General features: G+C 61.8%; 16 protein-coding genes. 7 read left to right on the forward strand and 9 right to left on the reverse strand.

The features are described from left to right. The first annotated feature begins 139 nt into the window (after positions 1 to 139). Positions 140 to 1,966 (forward strand): glutamine--fructose-6-phosphate transaminase (isomerizing), encoded by a 1,827-nt coding sequence (gene glmS / locus GR197_RS27495; RefSeq protein ID WP_164015366.1) that lies wholly within the window; start codon positions 140 to 142, stop codon positions 1,964 to 1,966. 134 nt (positions 1,967 to 2,100) lie between these two features. Further along, positions 2,101 to 2,808, forward strand: a complete 708-nt coding sequence (locus GR197_RS27500) for a DUF502 domain-containing protein (RefSeq protein ID WP_164015368.1) — start codon at positions 2,101 to 2,103, stop codon at positions 2,806 to 2,808. Positions 2,809 to 2,888: 80 nt separating this feature from the next. Here GR197_RS27500 and recG read toward each other — a convergent pair whose 3' ends face one another. Continuing rightward, on the reverse strand, positions 2,889 to 5,006 hold the full coding sequence (gene recG / locus GR197_RS27505; RefSeq protein WP_164015370.1) for an ATP-dependent DNA helicase RecG: 2,118 nt from the start codon (positions 5,004 to 5,006) through the stop codon (positions 2,889 to 2,891). 92 nt (positions 5,007 to 5,098) lie between these two features. Between recG and GR197_RS27510 the strand changes: the two genes are divergently transcribed. The 3 genes from GR197_RS27510 to GR197_RS27520 are packed head-to-tail and all read left to right on the forward strand — an operon-like array spanning position 5,099 to position 9,388. Next, entirely contained in the window at positions 5,099 to 5,404 is a 306-nt protein-coding gene (locus tag GR197_RS27510; RefSeq protein ID WP_164015372.1) for a succinate dehydrogenase assembly factor 2, read from the forward strand. After that, complete coding sequence (mfd, locus tag GR197_RS27515) at positions 5,401 to 8,904, forward strand: transcription-repair coupling factor (RefSeq protein WP_164015374.1); 3,504 nt, start codon at positions 5,401 to 5,403, stop codon at positions 8,902 to 8,904. The genes GR197_RS27510 and mfd overlap by 4 nt, the downstream gene beginning before the upstream one ends. A 16-nt stretch (positions 8,905 to 8,920) precedes the next feature. Next, positions 8,921 to 9,388 carry an OsmC family protein gene (locus tag GR197_RS27520; protein WP_164015376.1) on the forward strand — a complete coding sequence of 156 codons (468 nt, stop codon included), beginning with the start codon at positions 8,921 to 8,923 and terminating at the stop codon, positions 9,386 to 9,388. A 22-nt stretch (positions 9,389 to 9,410) separates the two neighbouring features. Here GR197_RS27520 and GR197_RS27525 read toward each other — a convergent pair whose 3' ends face one another. Together GR197_RS27525 and GR197_RS27530 are read right to left on the reverse strand one after the other, a co-directional pair. After that, positions 9,411 to 10,082, reverse strand: coding sequence for a DsbA family oxidoreductase (locus GR197_RS27525; protein WP_164015378.1), 672 nt, complete (start codon positions 10,080 to 10,082; stop codon positions 9,411 to 9,413). Between the two features lie 63 nt (positions 10,083 to 10,145). Further along, complete coding sequence (locus tag GR197_RS27530; protein ID WP_164015381.1) at positions 10,146 to 11,948, reverse strand: extracellular solute-binding protein; 1,803 nt, start codon at positions 11,946 to 11,948, stop codon at positions 10,146 to 10,148. A 283-nt stretch (positions 11,949 to 12,231) separates the two neighbouring features. On the opposite strand from GR197_RS27530, the gene GR197_RS27535 reads away from it, so the two are divergent. After that, a complete protein-coding gene (locus tag GR197_RS27535; RefSeq protein WP_164015383.1) occupies positions 12,232 to 12,891 on the forward strand; it encodes an invasion associated locus B family protein in 660 nt (219 codons plus the stop codon). 109 nt (positions 12,892 to 13,000) lie between these two features. On the opposite strand, the gene hspQ is transcribed toward GR197_RS27535, so the two are convergent. The 3 genes from hspQ to GR197_RS27550 all read right to left on the reverse strand — a co-directional run bounded on the left by hspQ (position 13,001) and on the right by GR197_RS27550 (position 15,314). Then, a complete protein-coding gene (hspQ, locus tag GR197_RS27540) occupies positions 13,001 to 13,330 on the reverse strand; it encodes a heat shock protein HspQ (RefSeq protein ID WP_003539613.1) in 330 nt (109 codons plus the stop codon). A gap of 156 nt (positions 13,331 to 13,486) precedes the next feature. Continuing rightward, entirely contained in the window at positions 13,487 to 14,896 is a 1,410-nt protein-coding gene (glnA, locus tag GR197_RS27545) for a type I glutamate--ammonia ligase (RefSeq protein ID WP_003559365.1), read from the reverse strand. 79 nt (positions 14,897 to 14,975) lie between these two features. Further along, positions 14,976 to 15,314 (reverse strand): P-II family nitrogen regulator, encoded by a 339-nt coding sequence (locus GR197_RS27550; RefSeq protein ID WP_003539626.1) that lies wholly within the window; start codon positions 15,312 to 15,314, stop codon positions 14,976 to 14,978. Between the two features lie 343 nt (positions 15,315 to 15,657). Here GR197_RS27550 and GR197_RS27555 point away from each other — a divergent pair, with 343 nt between their 5' ends. Further along, on the forward strand, positions 15,658 to 17,130 hold the full coding sequence (locus GR197_RS27555; RefSeq protein ID WP_164015385.1) for an NAD(P)H-hydrate dehydratase: 1,473 nt from the start codon (positions 15,658 to 15,660) through the stop codon (positions 17,128 to 17,130). Positions 17,131 to 17,171: 41 nt separating this feature from the next. Here the strand turns inward: GR197_RS27555 and GR197_RS27560 are convergent, their stop codons facing one another. The 3 genes from GR197_RS27560 to uvrA are packed head-to-tail and all read right to left on the reverse strand — an operon-like array spanning position 17,172 to position 21,382. Continuing rightward, complete coding sequence (locus tag GR197_RS27560) at positions 17,172 to 17,978, reverse strand: DUF72 domain-containing protein (RefSeq protein ID WP_164015387.1); 807 nt, start codon at positions 17,976 to 17,978, stop codon at positions 17,172 to 17,174. 24 nt (positions 17,979 to 18,002) lie between these two features. Beyond that, entirely contained in the window at positions 18,003 to 18,464 is a 462-nt protein-coding gene (locus tag GR197_RS27565; protein ID WP_164015389.1) for a GNAT family N-acetyltransferase, read from the reverse strand. Next, positions 18,461 to 21,382, reverse strand: coding sequence for an excinuclease ABC subunit UvrA (gene uvrA / locus GR197_RS27570; protein ID WP_164015391.1), 2,922 nt, complete (start codon positions 21,380 to 21,382; stop codon positions 18,461 to 18,463). Before uvrA ends, GR197_RS27565 begins: the two co-directional genes overlap by 4 nt. Between the last annotated feature and the right edge of the window lie 267 nt (positions 21,383 to 21,649).

Genomic DNA, 21,649 nt, shown 5'->3' on the forward strand with positions numbered 1-21,649 from the left:
AGCGGGAATCGTTAGGACTGGCCTCGATTGTCGGAGCCAAAAGCAATTCCAGCAAAAGTGCGCAGCGGTTTTGCGTCCGGAAATTGCGTGAAGAAAACAGAAGAGCATTTCCGCGGAAATGCTCGGGTGGGGATATTGCATGTGCGGAATTGTTGGGATCGTCGGAACTCAGCCTGTTGCCGGGCGCTTGGTCGATGCGCTGAAGCGTCTCGAATATCGCGGTTATGATTCCGCCGGCGTTGCCACCATCCATGAGGGCGTGATGGATCGCCGCCGCGCCGAAGGCAAGCTGTTCAATCTGGAAAAGCGCCTCGACGCCGAGCCGCTGCCGGGTGTGGTCGGCATCGCCCATACGCGCTGGGCGACCCACGGTGTTCCGAACGAAACCAATGCCCATCCGCATTTCGTCGAAGGTGTGGCCGTCGTCCATAACGGTATCATCGAGAATTTCTCCGAGCTGCGCGATGAGCTGACCGCCGAGGGTTCGGTCTTCGAAACCCAGACCGACACCGAGGTCGTCGCTCAGCTGATGGCGAAATACCTGCGCGAGGGCCTGGAGCCGCGCGCCGCCATGCTGCGGATGCTGAACCGGCTGACCGGCGCCTATGCGTTGGCTGTCATGCTCAAGGCCGATCCCGGCACGATCATGGCCGCCCGTTCGGGCCCGCCGCTTGCCGTTGGCTACGGCCGTGGCGAGATGTTCCTCGGTTCGGATGCGATTGCGCTGTCGCCCTTCACCAATGAGATCACCTATCTCGTCGACGGCGATTGTGCCGTCCTCACTCGCGACGGTGTGGCCGTCATCGATTTTACCGGCAAGCCGGTCAAGCGCGCCCGGCAGATCTCGCAGGCGACCGCCTATGTCGTCGACAAGGGCAACCACCGCCATTTCATGGAAAAGGAAATCTACGAGCAGCCGGAGGTAATCTCCCACGCGCTCAGCCATTATGTCGATTTCGCGGAGAACACGATCGGCGCCAATGCTGCCGCAATCGACTTCAAGGCGGTGACCGGTCTGGCGATCTCGGCCTGCGGCACCGCCTATCTCGCCGGTCTCGTCGGCAAATATTGGTTCGAGCGTTATGCCCGCCTGCCGGTCGAGATCGACGTCGCTTCCGAATTCCGCTACCGCGAAATGCCGCTGTCGCCGTCGCAGGCAGCACTCTTCATCTCACAATCAGGCGAAACCGCCGACACGCTGGCATCGCTGCGTTATTGCCGCGACAACGGCCTGAAGATCGGCGCCGTCGTCAACGTCCGCGAATCGACGATCGCCCGCGAATCCGATGCCGTCTTCCCAATCATGGCCGGCCCCGAGATCGGCGTCGCCTCGACCAAGGCCTTTACCTGCCAGCTTGCCGTGCTGGCATCGCTGGCGATCGGCGCCGGCAAGGCGCGCGGCACGGTGAGCGCCGAGGAGGAGAGGGCGCTGGTGCGCCATCTCGCCGAAATGCCGCGCATCATGAGCCGGGTGCTGAACCTCATCCAGCCGCAGATGGAAAGCCTGTCGCGCGAATTGTCGAAATGCAAGGATGTGCTTTATCTCGGCCGCGGCACCAGCTTCCCGCTTGCCATGGAAGGCGCGCTGAAGCTCAAGGAAATCTCCTATATCCATGCCGAAGGGTATGCCGCCGGCGAGTTGAAGCACGGGCCGATCGCGCTGATCGACGAGAACATGCCGGTGATCGTCATCGCCCCCTACGACCGCTTCTTTGAAAAGACCGTCTCGAACATGCAGGAGGTCGCAGCCCGCGGCGGCCGCATCATCTTCATCACCGATGAGGCGGGGGCGAGCGCCTCGAAACTGCCGACCATGGCGACGATCACCCTGCCTGTGGTCGACGAAATCATCGCGCCGATGATCTTCTCGCTGCCGATCCAGTTGCTCGCCTATCACACCGCCGTCTTCATGGGCACCGATGTCGACCAGCCGCGCAACCTGGCGAAATCCGTAACCGTGGAATAAGCCCGCGACGAGCCGATCTTGGCGTCGAAACATATTGTGCCAGGCCCCGAATTCTGGCAATTTTGGTCGGCGGACAAGGGGGAACGGCCGGCGTACCGGCCTGTCCAGGACTGATATGGAGTTCATCAGGAGAGATGACCGACAACACCCCCAGAATGCCGGTGGCGACCCGGTTGAGGAATAATTTTCTCGCAGGCCTGATCATCTGCGCGCCGATCGCCATTACCATCTGGCTGACCTGGACCTTCATCCACTGGTCGGACAGCTGGGTCAGGCCCTATATTCCGGCGCGCTGGAATCCGGAAAGCTATCTCAATTTCGCCATTCCCGGTTTCGGCCTCCTGACTGCCATCGTGTTGATCACCGTCGTCGGCTTTCTCGGCAAGAACCTGATCGGCCAGAGCATCGTCCGTTTCGGCGAATCGATCGTCCAGCGCATGCCGCTGGTCCGCACGATCTACAGAAGCGTGAAGCAGATTTTCGAAACGGTGCTGAAGGAACAGGCGAACTCCTTCAAAAAGGTCGGCCTCATCGAATATCCCAGTCCCGGCCTCTGGGCGCTGGTCTTCATCGCCACCGACGCCAAGGGCGAGATCGCATCGAAGTTCAACGCAATGGGCCAGGATATGGTCGCCGTCTTCCTGCCGCCGACCCCGGTGCCGACGGCCGGTTTCCTCGTCTTCGTGCCGCGCGAAAAGATCGTCCTGCTCGACATGAGCCCGGAAGACGCCGCCAAGTTCCTAATTTCCGGCGGTCTCGTCGCCCCCGGACACAAGCCGTCCGAGCCAAAGCAGAAACATTTGCCGCGGCCGAAGCCGGTGGCAGTTTCAAAGGCGGATTGATGCATGTCGCCCGAAAGTGTCAGCGGTTTTGGGATAACGACATGTACGTAACAAAGATTTAAAGCGCGTCGCGGCGCGCTTTATCCCGCTCTCAGAAACCGGATCGCCTCGTCGCGGCGGAAGAGATAGAGTAGCGTGCGGATCGCCGTGCCCCTCTCGCCGGTCAGCTCCGGATCCCGCTCGATGAGATAGGCCGCATCCTTGCGGGCGATTTCCAGGAGGTCGGCATGCGCCTCGAGGCTGGCGATACGGAAGCCCGGCGTGCCGGACTGGCGGGTGCCGAGCAGCTCACCTTCGCCACGCAGTTTCAGGTCTTCCTCGGCGATGCGAAAGCCGTCCTCGGTCTCGCGCATGATCGAAAGCCTGGCATGGCCGGTCTCGCCGAGCGGCCCCTTATAGAGCAGGATGCAGGTTGAGGCCTCGTCGCCGCGCCCGACGCGGCCGCGCAGCTGATGCAATTGCGCCAGGCCGAAGCGTTCGGCATGTTCGATCACCATGATCGTCGCATCCGGCACATCGACTCCGACCTCGACGACAGTGGTCGCGACGAGCAGTCGGGTTTCGCCGTTCTTGAACGCCAGCATCGCCGCGTCCTTCTCCGGTCCGCTCATCCGGCCATGGATGAGGCCGATACCCGGGCCGACATTGGAACCGAGCGCGGCGACCAGCGTCGCGTTCCGCTCCTCGGCCGACATCAGGTCGAGTTCTTCGGACTCTTCGACCAGCGGGCAGATCCAGTAGGCTTTCTTGCCCTCGGCTATCGCGCTCTGCAGACGCCCGACGATTTCGCCTGTTCGTTCCATCGGCACGGTGATCGTCTGGATCGGCTTGCGGCCGGCCGGCTTCTCGGTGAGCTTGGACACGTCCATATCGCCGAAGGCGGCAAGCACCAGCGTGCGCGGGATCGGCGTCGCCGTCATCACCAGCATATGCGGCGAGATGCCCTTGGCCGTCAGCCTCAAGCGCTGATGCACGCCGAAACGGTGCTGCTCGTCGACGACAGCCAGCATCAGCTTGGCATAAGTGACGCTGTCCTGGAACAGCGCATGCGTGCCGATGATGATTTGTGCGGCGCCCGAGGCGATGCGCTCGAGGATTTCCTCGCGTTCGCGCCCCTTGGTGCGCCCGGTCAGCACCTCGATGCCGAGCCCGGCGGAGGCGGCGAACTTCGAGATCGTCGCATGGTGCTGCCGCGCCAGGATTTCGGTCGGCGCCATCAGCACGGCCTGGCCGCCGCTTTCGATCACCGCCGCCATCGCCATCAGCGCCACCAGCGTCTTGCCGGAGCCGACATCGCCCTGCAGCAGCCGCAGCATGCGCTCGGCTCTGGCCATGTCCTTCAAGACCTCGGCAATCGCCTCGTTCTGGCTTGATGTGAGCGAGAAGGGCAGGGATTTCAGAATCTTGCCGCTGATGTCCCCCGTCGCAAGCACCGGCTGGCCCGCCACTTTGCGCAGCCTCTGGCGCACCAGGCTGAGCGAAAGCTGGCCGGCGAGGAACTCGTCATAGGCAAGCCGCCGCCGGGCAGGGGCCTGCGGGTCGATATCGACGGGATCGCGCGGCTCGTGCAGCATATGGAAGCTGCCGCGGATCGACGGCAGGCCTTCTCTCTGCGTCAAAGCGAGATCGATCCATTCCGGCAATTCGGGAAACCGCGGCAGGGCGGCGTCGATGATCTTGCGCAGCGTCTTCGGCGAAAGCCCCGCCGTCAGCGGATAGATCGGCTCGACGAGCGGCAGGTTCTCTGCCTCGTCTGCCCTGACGATATAGTCGGGATGCACCATCGAGGCGCGGCCGTTGAACCAGTCGACCTTGCCGCTGACCGTCACCTCCGTATCGATCGGCAGTTGCTTTTCCAGCCAGGCGGCCTGGCCGCGGAAGAAAACCAGCGTCAGCTCGCCGGTCTCGTCATGCAGGAAGACGCGGTAAGGATTATTGCTTTTGCCGCGCGGCGGCGCCTGGTGCCGGTCGACGCGCGCGGTGATCGTCACGATCGCGCCCTGCGGCGCGCGGGCGATCCCCGGCTGGTTGCGCCGGTCGATCAGCGAAAACGGTGCGTGGAAGATCAGATCGATGACCCTGCAATCCTCCGGCGTCTCGCGCCCCAGCAGCTTGACCAGCAGGTCGGCGATCTTCGGGCCGACGCCCGGAAGGCCTGAAATTGGGGAAAACAGAGGATCGAGAATGGCGGGGCGCATGCGGCCAAAATGCGATGAACAATGCGGCCTTGGCAAGGCTGACAAGCCGCTTTCCAGGGTCTATAGAGGCGCATCAACAGGAAGGTAATGCCATGACAGGTGTCACGCTCACCAGTGCCGGTCTCGACCCGCGCCGCCGCCGGATCCTTTTCCGCTGCTGGCATCGCGGCATCCGCGAGATGGACCTGGTCTTCGGCCAGTTCGCCGAAGCCGAGATCGCGACGCTGTCGGAAATCGAGCTCGACGAGTTCGAGACGATCATGGCAGAAGAGGACAATGATCTTGTTCGCTGGATCATGGGAACATGGCCTGTGCCTGAGCGTTTCCAGACGCCGATGTTTACCCGCCTTGCCGCCTACACACCCGATTTTGACAAGCCCCTCAGGACGCCGGAATGATCCCTGGTTTCGATGCGAAGAAGCTTGCGGCCATTGCCGAGCCGCTGACGATCGGCAATGTGCCGTCAGGTCTGGAACCGCTGCTGCTCGCCGAGCTCGCCCGCGCCGGAGAGCCGGTCGCCTATGTCCTGTCCGACGGCCACCGCATGGCCGATCTCGAGCAGATGCTGGGCTTTGTCGCCCCCGATATTCCGGTTCTCACCCTGCCGGCCTGGGACTGCCTGCCTTATGACCGCGTCTCGCCGAGTGCCGATACCTCGGCCCGCCGGCTTGCAGCACTCGGCGGCCTGATCGCCCACCGGAAAAAACCGCATGCGGCGATCGTTCTCGTCACTGCCAATGCCATGCTGCAGAAGGTGGCGCCGCAGGATGTGATCGAAAGCCTGAGCTTCTCGGCCCGTCCCGGCAACCAGCTGCGCATGGACGATCTTGCCGGCCGCCTGGAGCGCAACGGCTTCGAGCGTGTCGCGACCGTGCGCGAGGTCGGCGAATATGCGGTGCGCGGCGGCATTCTCGACGTCTTCGTGCCCGGTTCGGAAGAGCCGGTCCGCCTGGATTTCTTCGGCGATACGCTGGAATCGATCCGCAGCTTCGATCCGGGAAGCCAGCGCACGACAGGGCAGGTGCGCTCCCTCGATCTCAACCCGATGAGCGAGGTGACGTTGACCCCGGATACGATCAGCCGCTTCCGCAAGAATTACCTCTCGGCTTTCGGCGCCACCACCCGCGACGACGCGCTCTATCTCGCCGTCTCCGAAGGCCGGCGTTATCCAGGGATGGAGCACTGGCTGCCGCTGTTCTACGAGAAGCTCGATACCGTCTTCGATTATCTCAGCGGCTTCCGTATCGCCACCGACCATACCGTGCGCGAAGCGGCCGAAGAGCGCTCCAAGCTGGTTTTCGATTATTACGACGCCCGCCTGAATTCCGGTCAGCCGGCCAAAGGGCAGATGGCGCAGGGCACGCCTTACAATCCGGTGACGCCGGGCCAGCTTTATCTCGACAGCAAGCTTTTCGCCAAAACCCTCGACGCGCTCGGGGCTATCCGCATCAGCCCCTTCAACGAACATGAGGGCGAGGCGCGCCGCGTCGTCAATATCGACGCCCGCCAGGGCCAGCGCTGGGCTCGCTCGAATGCCGAAGGCGGCGGCGATGCCGAACGCATCAATATCTTCGATGTCGTTGTCAAACATATCGCCGACCGCCGTGCTGCCGGCGCGAAAGTGCTCGTCACCGCCTGGACCGAAGGCTCGCTGGAGCGCCTGCTGCAGGTGCTGAACGAGCACGGCCTGGAAAAGGTCAAGCCGGTCGAGGCGCTGAAGGATCTTGGCTCGCTGGCGAGAGGCGAGGCGGCCGCCGCCGTGCTCAGTCTCGAAGCCGGCTTCGAGGCCGGCGACCTTATCGTGATCGGCGAGCAGGATATCCTCGGCGACCGCATGGTGCGCCGCTCCAAGCGCCGCAAGCGCGCCGCCGATTTCATCGCCGAAGTCGCGGGCCTCGACGAAGGCTCGATCGTCGTCCACGCCGAACACGGCATCGGCCGCTTCATCGGGCTGAGGACCATCGAGGCCGCAGGCGCACCGCATGCCTGCCTCGAACTGCAATATGCCGACGAGGCCAAGCTCTTCCTGCCGGTCGAAAATATCGACCTTCTCTCGCGTTATGGCGGCGAGGGCACCGAGGCTCAGCTCGACAAGCTCGGCGGCGGCGCCTGGCAGATGCGCAAGGCCAAGCTGAAGAAGCGTCTGCTCGACATGGCCGACGCGCTGATCCGCATCGCCGCCGAGCGGCTGACGCGCCATGCGCCGATGCTGACGACGCCGGAAGGTCTTTACGACGAATTTGCCGCCCGCTTCCCCTATGACGAGACAGAGGATCAGGATGCCGCCATCGAGGCCGTGCGCTCCGATCTCGGCGCCGGCCGGCCGATGGACCGTCTCGTCTGCGGCGACGTCGGCTTCGGCAAGACCGAAGTGGCGCTGCGTGCCGCTTTCGTCGCGGCGATGAACGGCGCCCAGGTCGCCATCGTCGTGCCGACGACGTTGCTCTCCCGCCAGCATTTCAAGACCTTTTCCGAGCGGTTCCGCGGCCTGCCGGTGCGCATCCAGCAGGCGTCGCGCCTGGTTGGGGCCAAGGAGCTGGCGCTGACCAAGAAGGAAGTTGCCGAAGGCAAGACCGATATCGTCGTCGGCACCCATGCGCTGCTTGGCGCCGGCATCAAATTCGCTAATCTCGGCCTGCTCGTCATCGATGAGGAGCAGCATTTCGGCGTCAAGCACAAGGAGCGGCTGAAGGAGCTGAAGAGCGACGTGCATGTGCTGACGCTGTCGGCAACGCCGATCCCGCGTACGCTGCAGCTTGCGATGACCGGCGTGCGCGAACTATCGCTGATCACCACGCCGCCGGTCGATCGCATGGCGGTGCGCACCTTCATTTCACCCTTCGACAGCCTGATCATCCGCGAGACGCTGATGCGCGAGCATTACCGCGGCGGCCAGAGCTTCTATGTCTGCCCGAGGCTTGCCGACCTCGAAGACGTGCATGCCTTCCTGCAGTCGGATTTGCCGGAGCTGAAGGTCGCCGTCGCCCACGGCCAGATGCCGGCCGGCGAACTCGAAGACATCATGAACGCCTTTTACGAAGGTCGTTACGACGTGCTGTTGTCCACAACCATCGTCGAATCCGGCCTGGACGTGCCGACAGCCAACACGCTGATCGTCCACCGCGCCGATATGTTCGGCCTTGCCCAGCTCTATCAGCTGCGCGGCCGCGTCGGCCGCTCGAAGGTGCGCGCCTTCGCGCTCTTCACCCTGCCTGTCAACAAGGTGCTGACCGCAACCGCCGAGCGGCGGCTGAAGGTGCTGCAATCGCTGGATACGCTCGGCGCCGGCTTCCAGCTGGCAAGCCACGATCTCGATATTCGCGGCGCCGGCAACTTGCTCGGCGAGGAGCAGTCCGGCCATATCAAGGAGGTCGGTTTCGAACTTTATCAGCAGATGCTGGAAGAGGCGGTCGCCGAGGTCAAGGGTATCGACGAGATCCACGACACCGGCTGGTCGCCGCAAATCTCCGTCGGCACGACGGTGATGATCCCGGAGGGCTACGTGCCCGACCTGCATCTGCGCATGGCGCTTTACCGCCGTCTTGGCGAAATCACCGAGCTCAAGGAGATCGACGGCTTCGGCGCCGAGATGATCGACCGCTTCGGGCCGATGCCGCTCGAGGTCCAGCATCTCCTTAAGATCGTCTACATCAAGTCGCTCTGCCGCACCGCCAATGTCGAAAAGCTCGATGCCGGTCCCAAGGGCGTCGTCGTGCAGTTTCGCAACAAGGAATTCCCCAACCCGGCAAATCTCGTCGGCTATATCGGCAAGCAGGGCGTGATGGCGAAGATCCGCCCCGACCATAGCCTGTTCCTGACCCGCGACCTGCCGACCCCGGAAAAACGCCTGCAGGGCGCTGCCGTGATCATGACGCAGCTGGCCGAGATGGCGAAATAAATGAAGGGAGATTGAGATGGCGACATACGGCGCGACGATCGCCTGGGCGCGCAACGGCGAGATCTTCACCGACAATCGCTACAGCCGTGCCCATCGCTGGACTTTCGATGGCGGCATCGAGCTGCGCGCATCCTCGTCTGCCCACGTCGTTCCGCTGCCCTATTCCGCCGAAGACGCCGTCGATCCGGAGGAGGCTTTCGTTGCCTCGCTCTCCAGCTGCCACATGCTCTGGTTCCTGTCGATTGCCGCCAAACAGCGCTTCTGCGTCGACAGCTACACCGATGCCGCCGAGGGCATCATGGAAAGGAATGCCGAAGGCCGCCTTGCCATGACCGTCGTGACGCTCCGCCCGCATGTGATTTTCTCCGGCGACAAGCAGCCTTCCCTGAGTGAGCTCGAATCCCTGCATCACCGCGCCCACGAGGAATGCTTCATCGCCAATTCGGTGAAGACCGAGGTGCACTGCATTCCTGTGCTGGGGTGAGCTAAGCCCGTCGCCGGGCTTGTTAATTGAGCCCCGATCGCGCCTCGGCCTTGGCCTTGGCGATATCGCGTAGCGCATTCGCCAGCACATCGGGTGTCTGGGCGCCGCTGACGGCATATTGCTGGTCGAAGATGAAGAACGGCACGCCGTTGACGCCCATTTCCTGCGCCGCCTTGATCTCGGCAACGATCAGATCGCGATCGGCATCGGAGGCGAGCAGCGAGGCGGTGACCGAGCGGTCGAGGCCGGCCTTCTCGGCGATATCGAGCAGCACCGCGTGGTCGCCGACATTGCGGCCTTCCTCGAAATTCGCCGTGAACAGGGCGGCAACCACCTTGTCCTGCTTCTCGCGGCCTTCGATCAGCGACCAGTGGATCAGCCGATGTGCGTCGAGCGTGTTCGGGCCGATCTTGATCGCTTCGAAATCGAAGGCGATGCCGACCTCGCGGCCCAAATCGGTGAGCATCTTGTGGGCCTGCGCCACGCGTTCCTCGCCGCCGAGCTTCTCCGCCAGCGCCTTCTTGTGGTCGACACCCTCCTTGGGATAGTCAGGATTGAGCCGGTACGGACGCCAGTTGATATCGACGCCGATTTGGTCCTGCACCTCGGCAATGGCAAGCTCCAGCCGCGCCTTGCCGAGATAGCACCAGGGGCAGACGACATCCGAGACGACGTCGATGGTGATACGCTCCATGATAATCTTCCTTATTCTATGCGTCTCAGAACGGAGAATTTCAGCCGGCCCGATTCGGCTTTCTTACTGCACGCTCGTATCCCACCATACCGGCAGCTGATAGCCATTGAGCGGCACGCTGTCGGGATGGCCGATGCGCTTGCTGCGCGCCAGCCATTGCTGGTCTATATGGTAGAGCGGCAACACGTAATGGCCGGAAAGCAGCAGCCGGTCGTAGGAGCGCACCGCCGCGGTGAAATCCTCGGCGGAGCGCGCCCTGAGCAGATGGTCGATCAGCGTGTCGATATCGGGATCGGAGACACCGGCGAAACTATCGGTGCCTTCGCGGGTCTTGGCGGCTGAGGACCAGCGGCCGAGCTGTTCGTTTCCAGGCGACAGCGACGAGGTGTAGGACTTCATGATCATGTCGTAGTCGAAGCTGTTCGTCCGGCTCTGATACTGCGAATCGTCGACGGTGCGGATCGAAGCGGCGATGCCGATCGTCTGCAACGAACGCTGATAGGCAACGGCGAGCTTCTCCTGGTCGGCGTTTTGCGTCATGATTTCAAAGGCGAGCTGGCGGCCGGAGGCATCGACCATCTTGCCGCCTTGGATCGCATAGCCGCCCTCTTTCAATAGTCCGACAGCCTGTTTCAGCACATTGCGGTCGCGGCCGGAGCCATCGGTGACCGGCAGCTTGTAGGTGCCGTCGAGAATGTCCGGCGCAATTTTGCTCTTGATCGGCCCGAGCAGGGCAAGCTCGGCGGCATTGGCGGGTACGCCGAAGCTCGACAGCTCGGAATTCTGCCAGAAGCTCTGGGTGCGTTTGTAGGCGCCGGAATAGAGGTTCTTGTTTGCCCATTCGAAATCGAACACCAGTGACAGGCCTTCGCGCACCTTGAGATCGGCAAAGATCGGCCGGCGCGTGTTGAACACGAAGCCGAGCATGCCGCTTGGCAGTTTCGGCGTGAAAACGTCCTTGACGACAGAGCCCGAGGTGACGGCGGGGAAATTATAGGCATTGGCCCAATGGCCGGGATTGCCGTCGGGATAGACGTCGACATCACCCTTCTTGAAAGCCTCGAACAGCGTCGTATCCTGCAGGAAATACTGGACGGTGATCTGATCGTAATTGTCGGTGCCGACCTTGGCGGGAATGTCTTTGCCCCAGTAATTCGGGTCGCGCTCATAGGTGATGCTCTCGCCGGGCTTCACCGTCTTCACCTTGTAGGGACCGGATCCCACAGGCGGCGTCAGCGACGAACGGTCGAAGGTTTCCGGATCGATCGCATGTTTCGGCAGAACCGGGAAAAGGCCGAAGATCAAAGGCGTCTCTCGGTCGGCCTTCTCGTTGAAGGTGAAGCGTACGCTATGTTCGCCGACCTTCTCCATCTTGGCGACGACGTTGAGCCGGCTGGCGAAGGGCACACGGCCCTTGTCGCGCATCAGTTCGAACGTGAACATCACGTCCTCAGGCGTCACCGGCTGGCCATCGGCCCATTTCGCCTTCGGATTGAGGTTGAACTGAATGAAGCTTCTGTCGTCGTCCCATTCGACCGTCTCGGCCAGCAGGCCGTAGAGCGTGAAGGGCTCGTCCCTGGAGCGCTGCATCAGCGATTCGTAGACGAGATTGCCATATTCCGGATCCCACATGCCGCGCGCCGTCGTGCGCATGCTCTTCAGGATGAACGGGTTGAGGCTGTCGAAGGTGCCGACGACGCCATAGGTGATCTTGCCGCCCTTCTTCACATCAGGATTGACGTAAGGGAAGTGTTTGTAATCAGCCGGTAAAGCCGGCTCGCCGTGCATCGCGATGCCGTGCAGCGGCTCGGCGGCGACAGCGCCGCACAGCAGCGACAGGACGAGGGGGACGACGATCCGGAGCATTCGGTAATCCTTGAGACCACGAAAATGGGCATGATTCACCGCGGAGATTATCATGGGGTCGAGTGATTCCAACACGGAGCGCCGATTTCTTTGGCAGCGCGACGAAATGCTCCTCAAATTGCCAAAGAAATGCTGGATATCTTGAACGCTGCGATGTAACAGGTGAACCCGAAGTTTCGGGGTCATGCATTTGCCTTATTGTTTTAAGAGGTGAGTGCCGAACGACCCGAGGTTGGGGCGGCAAGTCGCTGTCCTGAACGGATATCAGGAGACGGAATTCGTTATGATGTTCAAGTCTGAAAAGAAAATGCGGGCAGCGCTGTCCGTTCTGGCAGTGATGTTCGGCGCCGCTTCGGCTCCGGTCTCCTCCTTCGCTCAGGAAGCGGCAGCTCCTGCCGAAGGCCAGGCACAGGCCGCCGGCGCGCCGAAGCTCGGCTGGTACAAGACCTGCAGCAAGCAGGAAGACAACGACATCTGTGTTGTCCAGAACCTGATCCTCGCCAATGGCGGCCAACTCGTCACGGCCGTTGGCCTGATCTCGGTTTCCGGCAAGATCAACCGCAAGCTCCTGCAGGTCTCGGTTCCGACGGCTCGCCTGATCCCCCCGGGCGTCATCATGCAAATCGACGGCGGCAAGGGCCAGAAGCTCGATTACGCCGTCTGCCTGCCGGACAAGTGCACCGCTGAAGTTCCGCTGACCGATGCGATGATCGCCAGCCTGAAGAAGGGCAGCGACGTGATCTTCACCTCGATCAACTTCCGCCGCGCCCCGAACCCGATCAAGATCTCGCTCGAAGGCTTCACCGGCGCTAATGATGGCGAACCGGTTTCCGAATCCAAGCTCGCTGAAAGCCAGCGCAGCCTGCAGGACAGCATGCAGAAGAAGGCCGAGGAAGCCCGCAAGAAGCTCGAAGACGCCCAGAAGGCAGCCAAGGCGCAGTAATTCTGCCGCCATATCGAATAGAAACCCGGCTTCAGGCCGGGTTTTTTGTGCGCAAGGAAAAGGCCTCGTCGGGAACGAGGCCTTGAATGGTGCTGCGGTTAGGCCGACTTTAGTGGGCGAAGCTCATCTTGGGCTTGAACTGCCCTGACGGGGCCTGATCGAAAATCTGGTAGATCTGCGGGTTGCGAAGCGGCGTGCCGCTTTCATCGTTCATCAGGTTCTGTTCGGAGACATAAGCGACATATTCGCTTTCATCATTTTCGGCGAGCAGGTGATAGAAGGGCTGGTCCCTGCTTGGGCGCACCTCGGCCGGAATGGAATTCCACCATTCCTCCGTATTCGCGAACTCCGGATCAACGTCGAAGATGACGCCGCGAAACGGGAAAACCTTGTGCCGAACCACTTCGCCGATACTGAATTTTGCTACTCTTTCTTTCATGGTACGACTTCCTTTCATCACCAAATTTGGTGATTGGTGCCGCGCAAATCAAGATTTTTGCGCAAGCGCGTCACATGAACGTCATATCCTCCTGCTGGCGTCCATGACCCTGGAGGGGAAAGCCCCGGGGACCGGGACTTTCCGTGTTCAGGCCAATCAGGCCGAATAGTACATGTCGTATTCTACCGGATGCGGCGTCATTTCGAAACGCATCACCTCAGCCATCTTCAGCTCGATGAAGGCGTCGATCTGGTCGTCGTCGAACACGCCGCCGGCCGTCAGGAACTTGCGGTCCTTGTCGAGGCTTTCCAGTGCTTCGCGCAACGAGCCGCAGACGGTTGGGATCTTCTTCAATTCCTTCGGCGGCAGGTCGTAAAGATCCTTGTCCATGGCCTTGCCTGGATGGATCTTGTTCTTGATGCCGTCGAGGCCGGCCATCAGCATGGCGGCAAAGGCGAGATAGGGGTTGGCGGTCGGATCCGGGAAACGGACTTCGACTCGCTTTGCCTTCGGGTTGGTGCCGAACGGAATGCGGCAGGATGCCGAGCGGTTGCGGGCCGAATAGGCAAGCAGAACCGGTGCTTCGTAGCCCGGGACGAGACGCTTGTAGGAGTTCGTCGACGGATTGGTGAAGGCGTTGATCGCCTTGGCATGCTTGATGATGCCGCCGATGTAGTAGAGGCAGCTCTCGGAAAGGCCCGCATATTCATCGCCTGCAAAGGTCGGCTTGCCGCCCTTCCAGATCGACTGGTGCACGTGCATGCCCGAGCCGTTGTCGCCGAAGATCGGCTTCGGCATGAAGGTCGCGGTCTTGCCATAGGCATTCGCCACTTGATGCACGACGTATTTGTAGATCTGCATCTTGTCGGCGTTGCGCACCAGCGTATCGAACTTGATACCGAGTTCGTGCTGGGCGGCGGCGACTTCATGGTGATGCTTTTCGACGACGACGCCCATCTCGGAGAGAACCGTCAGCATTTCCGAACGCATGTCCTGGGCACTGTCGACCGGCGGAACCGGGAAATAGCCGCCCTTGACGCGCGGGCGATGGCCGAGATTGCCGGTTTCATAGTCGGTATCGTCGTTCGACGGCAGTTCGGTCGAATCGAGCTTGAAGCCGGTGTTGTAGGGATCGGCCTTGTACTTGACGTCGTCGAAGACGAAGAATTCGGCTTCCGGGCCGACGAAGATCGTGTCGCCGATGCCGGATGCCTTGAGATAGGCTTCGGCCTTCTTGGCAGTGCCGCGCGGATCGCGGTTATAGGCTTCGCCGGAAACTGGATCGAGAATATCGCAGACGATGACCATGGTCGACTGTGCGAAGAACGGGTCCATATGCACCGTCTCGGTATCGGGCATCAGCACCATGTCGGACTCGTTGATGGCCTTCCAGCCGCCGATCGAGGAGCCGTCGAACATAACGCCGTCAGCGAACATGTCCTCGTCGACGCAGACAACGTCCATCGTCACATGCTGCAGCTTGCCCTTCGGGTCGGTGAAGCGCAGATCGACGAACTTCACGTCGTTCTCCTTGATCTGCTTCAGAATTTCGCTTGCGGTCGCCATTAAATACCTTCCTCCGATTTGCGATGACAATACATGGCTGCGCTGACCGTATCGAACTTTGCGCGCTAGGCAAAGTGGGTCAGATGGCGTCGATGCCGGTCTCGCCGGTACGGATGCGGATAACCTCTTCGACGTTGGAGACGAAGATTTTTCCGTCGCCGATGCGGCCGGTCTGCGCCGCCTTGCGGATCGCGTCGATGACGGCCTCCGCGTTCTCGTCGGCCAGCACGACCTCGACCTTTACCTTCGGCAGAAAATCGACGACGTATTCGGCTCCGCGGTAAAGTTCTGTGTGGCCCTTCTGACGGCCGAAACCCTTGGCTTCCGTGACCGTGATACCTTGCAGGCCGACTTCCTGAAGGGCTTCCTTCACTTCGTCCAGCTTGAAAGGCTTAATGATCGCTTCGATCTTTTTCATGAGAAAATGTCTCTCCGCTTCTCCCGTTATGGCAGGAATTTTCCCGCTCGCCGGATATGATGCAGATATCGTGCCAGTTTGAAATCCATCTTCTTAAAAAAATACGCGGATTTTGTCGAAACCACCGCTTTTGCGGGGATTCTGATGTCGATTTGCTGGCAAACGAGCGGGAAAACTCGGTCCTTCGATCAAAATCCAATCGAAAATCGAAAAAGACATGTGTTTAAGGAGTCGCGCAACTACGTCTCTTTGGGGTGAAAATATAGGCAATTGCACAAAATAGGTTCTTTTCTTTGGTGTTTCAGGCGGTTGTTTTTTAGGCGTTTTTTGATTGAATAGGCCGATGAGCCACAAACTTTCCGATCTTCTTCTCACGCCTGCCGAAATGGCCGCGGTCGACGCTGCCGCTGCCGCATCCGGCATCGATTCCTTCGCTTTGATGGAAAGGGCAGGGGCGGCGGTCGCGGCGGCTGCCTTGCGCCTTCATCCCGGAGCTTTGCGCTTCGTCGTGCTCTGCGGGCCCGGTAACAATGGCGGCGACGCCTATGTCGCGGCAAGACATCTGCAGGAGGGCGGGGCGACAGTGGCGCTCTTCCATCTCGGCGACCCCGCCAGTCTGAAGGGCGATGCTGCCCGCGCGCGAGCCGAATGCGCGATCCAGGGGGAGCAGCTCCACCTCTATAACCCTGAAACCGGCGACGTCGTCATCGACGGCCTGTTCGGTGCGGGGCTTGGCCGTGAGGTGCCGGCCGATGTTCGCGCAGTGATAGAGCAAGTCACTGAGGCCGGTCTTCCCGTGCTTGCCATCGATCTGCCGTCTGGCCTGGATGGCCGTACCGGCCGGGTGCTGGGCGCCGCCTTCCGGGCCAGCAACACCATCACCTTCATGACCCGCAAGCCCGGCCATCTGCTGATGCCGGGCAGGGAGCTTTGCGGCGAGTTGGAGGTCTTCGATATCGGCATTCCCGCCCGCATCATTAGGGCCGAGGCGAGCGGCGTCATCGCCGAGAACAGGCCGGATGCCTGGAAGGGTGTGCTGCCGGCCGAGCAACTGGAAACCCACAAATACAAGCGCGGTCATCTGGTCGTCTTCTCAGGCGAGGCCGATAAGACGGGTGCCGCGCGCATGTCGGCGGTCTCCGGCCTGAAGGCCGGCGCCGGCCTGGTGACGATCGCAGCCCCGCGCGCGGCGATAGCCGCCAATGCTGCGCATCTCACCGCCGTCATGCTGCACGCGATCGACACCGAGGCCGACCTCGAAGACTGGCTTTCCGACAGGCGGCTGCAGAGTTTCGTTCTCGGCCCCGGTTTCGGTATCGGCGCCAGGGCGCGCGGCTTCGTCTCGGCGCTCGCCGAACGCCGGCTGGTGCTTGACGCCGACGGCATCTCCTCGTTCAAGGATGATCCGCAACAGTTATTCGATCTTTTCCGGGGTGAGCCGCGCCTGGTGCTGACCCCGCACGAGGGCGAATTCGCCCGGCTCTTTCCCGATATATCAGGCGACGAAGCGCTGGGAAAGGTGGACAAGGCCCTAGCCGCCGCCCGCCGCGCCAACGCCGCGATCGTCTACAAAGGCGCCGATACCGTCATCGCCGCGCCGGATGGCCGCGCGCTGATCAATACCAACGCGCCGGTCTGGCTTGCCACCGCCGGTTCCGGCGACGTGCTCGCCGGCATCATCGGCGGATTGCTCGCCCAGGGCCTGCCGGCCTTCGAGGCCGCGGCCGCCGGTGTCTGGCTCCACGGAGAGGCCGGCCAACGCGCCGGAAAAGGCTTGACGGCGGAGGAGCTCGCCACCCACGTCTCGCCGCTTTAACCAGGTCGGCGCATAGCTGCTCCGAGGCTCGGGGCGCTGGCTTATTTCGCCAGCGCCTGCTGCAGGGCGATCGCCCCATGCGGCGCATTGACCTTGCCCTCATGGATCATGAAGGCGAAGACGTCGCGCGGCTCGGCCTTCACCTTGCGATCCGCATCGATCAGCGGCAGATCGTCCGGAACCTTGCCCTCCGCCCAGCTCGCCAGTCGGCTTGCCCAGGCCTTCAGGTCCGTATCGGGATAGCAGGTCGGAATATCGTCCGATCCCTTTTGCAGCCTGGCATAGACGAAATCGGCCGTGACATCGGCGATCATCGGATATTCGAAATGTTCGGCGCAGACCGGCGCCACGCCATATTTCGTCAGCAGCGCCACGAACTCCGGCACTTTGAAGGAATCGTGCCGCACCTCGACCACGTGGCGAAGCGCCAGCCCATCCTGCTTTTCCGGCAGCAGCTTCAGGAAGGCCTCGAAATCGTCCGGATCGAACTTCTTCGTCGGCGCGAACTGCCAGAGCAGCGGCCCAAGATGATCGCCGAGTTCGCTGATACCCGAGGACAGGAAGCGTTCCATCGATTCACCGGCTTCGGCAAGCACCCGCCGATTGGTGACGAACCGGGTCGCCTTCAGCGAAAAGATGAAACCGTCGGGCACGTCGGCTGCCCATTTGGCGAAAACCGCCGGCTTCTGGGTGCTGTAGTAGGTGCCGTTGACCTCGATGACCTTCAACTGGCGGCTGGCATAATTCAGCTCGTCCTTCTGTTTCAGGTCATCCGGAAAGAAATGCCCGCGCCAGGGCTCGAAGGTCCAGCCGCCGATGCCGGTGCGGATAGTGCCGGATTTCGTCATGTCGTCCTCCCCATTCGCAGCCGCTCAAGCCGCGTTGATCTGTTTCGTCATGTCGACGAGGGTCCATCCTGGCCGATAAGGGTTCGGCCGGCGACCCGTTTCCTGAAACCCGAAGGCGCTGTAAAGCGCGATGTTCCGTTCCATCAGGGCATTGGTGTAGAGCCGGATCTCCGGCTGCGCCCATTCACGCGCCTTGCCCTCCAGCCAATTGAGCATCGCCAGCCCATGCCCGCCACCCTGAAAGGCTGGCGAGACCGCGATGCTGAACAGCATGAGGTGATCCAAATGCCGCTCGACAACCATCAGCCCCGCGGTTTCGCCGCCGACCTCGCGGAGCCAGACTTCGCCGCGTTCGATGCGAGGCGCGTAATCCTCCGTCACCGGGATCGGCGGAGCACCGAACAATTCGGTATAGGGCCGATAGGCGGCTGCCGTCAGCGTGGTGATCCTTTTCAGATCCTCGGGCGACGCCGGCCGCATCGTCATTCCGCTGCAACAGCCTTCTTCGCCGGCCGCCGTTCCAGCAATTCCTTGAGGAAGTGTCCGGTATAGGAGCGCTTCTCCTTGACGATTGCCTCGGGCGTGCCGAAAGCCACGATCTCGCCGCCGCCATCGCCGCCTTCGGGGCCGAAATCGAGCACCCAGTCGGCCGTCTTGATGACTTCGAGATTATGCTCGATCACCACCACGGAATTGCCCTGGTTCACCAGTTCGTGCAGCATTTCGAGCAGCTTTGCGACGTCGTGGAAATGCAGGCCGGTCGTCGGTTCGTCGAGAATATAGAGCGTGCGCCCCGTCGAGCGTTTAGACAGCTCCTTGGCGAGTTTGACGCGCTGCGCCTCGCCGCCGGAAAGCGTGTTCGCCTGCTGTCCGACCTTGATATAACCGAGGCCGACATCCTTCAGCGCCTGCAGCTTGTCGCGCACGGCGGGTACCGCCGCGAAGAAATCGACGCCTTCCTCCACCGTCATGTCGAGCACGTCGGCGATCGACTTTTGCTTGAAGGTAACGTCGAGCGTCTCGCGATTGTAGCGCTTGCCGTGGCAGACGTCGCAGGTGACGTAGACATCGGGCAGGAAGTGCATTTCGATCTTGATGACGCCGTCGCCCTGGCAGGCCTCGCAGCGCCCACCTTTGACGTTGAAGGAGAAGCGGCCCGGCTGGTAGCCGCGCGCTTTTGCCTCGGGCAGGCCGGCGAACCAGTCGCGGATCGGCGTGAAGGCGCCGGTATAGGTCGCCGGGTTCGAGCGCGGCGTGCGGCCGATCGGCGACTGGTCGATGTCGATCACCTTGTCGATATGCTCGAAGCCGTCGATGCGGTCGTGATCGGCCGGGTTTTCGCGCGCGCCCATGACCCGCCTTGCCGCCGATTTATACAGCGTCTCGATCAGGAAGGTGGATTTGCCGCCGCCGGAAACGCCGGTCACCGCCGTGAACACGCCGAGCGGGATGGCCGCCGTGACGTTCTTCAGATTGTTGCCGCGGGCGCCGACCACTTTGATCTCGCGGCCCTTCTTCTGCTTGCGGCGCTCGTTGGGAACGGGAACGCCAAGTTCGCCCGACAGATATTTGCCGGTCAGCGACTTCGGATTGTCCATGATATCCTGCGGCGTGCCGTGAGCAATGACCTCGCCGCCGTGAATGCCGGCGGCCGGGCCGATATCGACCACGTCGTCGGCCGTCATGATCGCATCCTCGTCATGTTCGACGACGATGACGGTGTTGCCGATGTCGCGCAGGTGCTTCAGCGTGTCGAGTAGCCGGGCATTGTCGCGCTGATGCAGGCCGATCGACGGCTCGTCGAGCACGTAGAGCACGCCGGTCAGTCCCGAGCCGATCTGCGATGCCAGCCGGATGCGCTGGCTTTCGCCCCCCGACAGCGTGCCGGAATTGCGCGACAGGCTGAGATATTCCAGACCGACATCGTTAAGGAAGCGCAGCCGGTCGCGGATCTCCTTAAGGATGCGCACCGCGATCTCGTTCTGCTTGGCGTTGAAGCTGGCCGGCAGCGTCTCGAACCAGTCGCGGGCGACGCGGATCGACATGCCAGTCACTTCGCCGATATGCAGCGTGGCGATCTTCACCGCCAGCGCTTCCGGCTTCAGGCGAAAGCCGTTGCAGGAGGGGCAGGGGGCCGCCGACATGAAGCGTTCGATATCCTCGCGCGCCCAGGCGGAATCGGTCTCCTTCCAGCGCCGCTCGAGATTGGTGATGATGCCCTCGAAATTTTTCTGCGTCGTATAGGAGCGGGCGCCGTCGGCGTAGTGGAATTCGATCTTGTCTTCGGTGCCGTTGAGGATGACGTCCTTGGCCTCGTCGGATAGATCGTTCCAGCGGGTGCCGAGCTTGAAGCCGTAATGTTTGCCGAGCGCCTCAAGCGTCTGATTGTAATAGGGCGAGGTCGACTTGGCCCATGGGGCGATCGCCCCGTCGCGCAGTGTCCGTTCGGGCTCCGGCACGATCAGATCCGGATCGATCTTCTGCTGGGCGCCGAGGCCGTCGCAGGTCGGGCAGGCGCCGAAGGGGTTGTTGAACGAGAACAGGCGCGGCTCGATCTCCGGAATGGTGAAGCCGGAAACCGGGCAGGCGAATTTTTCCGAAAACAGCACGCGCTCATGCGTCTCGTTCAGCGACTTGTTGGCCGAACCGCCGGCCGAGGTCTCTTCCGCCGGCAGCGGCTTGTCGGCGAATTCGGCAACCGCCAGCCCGTCTGCGAGCTTCAGGCAGGTTTCGAGGCTGTCGGCCAGGCGGGCCGAGACATCCGAGCGCACGACGATGCGGTCGACCACCACGTCGATATCGTGCTTGTATTTCTTGTCGAGCACCGGCGCCTCGGCGATCTCGTAGAACTGGCCGTCGACCTTGACGCGCTGGAAGCCCTTCTTCATCAGTTCCGCCAGTTCCTTCTTGTATTCGCCCTTGCGCCCACGCACGAGCGGCGCAAGAATATAAAGACGGGTGCCGTCGCCGAAGTCGAGCACGCGGTCGACCATCTGGCTGACGGTCTGGCTCTCGATCGGCAGGCCGGTCGCCGGCGAATAGGGAACGCCGACGCGGGCAAAGAGCAGGCGCATATAGTCGTAGATCTCGGTCACAGTGCCGACTGTCGAGCGCGGATTGCGCGAGGTGGTCTTCTGCTCGATCGAAATTGCCGGCGACAGCCCGTCGATCTGGTCGACATCGGGCTTCTGCATCATTTCGAGGAACTGCCGGGCATAGGCCGACAAGCTCTCGACATAACGCCGCTGGCCCTCGGCATAGATCGTGTCGAAGGCAAGCGAGGATTTGCCGGAACCCGAAAGCCCGGTCATGACGATCAGCTTGTTGCGCGGCAGATCGAGATCGATGCCTTTGAGATTGTGCTCGCGCGCGCCGCGGATGGAGATCGTCTTCAGTTCGCTCATCGTCTCAGCTTGGTCCTTTGGGATAACAGCCCTTATTTAGTGATGCCGAACGGCGAGTCGAGGCTGAATGTCCGCAACACTGAAGGTTTTCGATTCTGTTGACAGGATCATACGGATAAACTAGAACAAATAAAGAACAAAATTCCTGATGAGTGCATGCGGTCTCCTGATGGAGAAACATGTGGATTAAATGCCGCCCATGCGCATCGGCGGTCCGTGATGGTTTAAGGTGCGCCGATCGATTGAAACGCCGCCGGGCAGGGCGGC

Origin of the sequence: Rhizobium phaseoli (genome assembly GCF_010668805.1) — a bacterium.
Taxonomy (GTDB): Bacteria; Pseudomonadota; Alphaproteobacteria; order Rhizobiales; family Rhizobiaceae; genus Rhizobium; species Rhizobium phaseoli_A.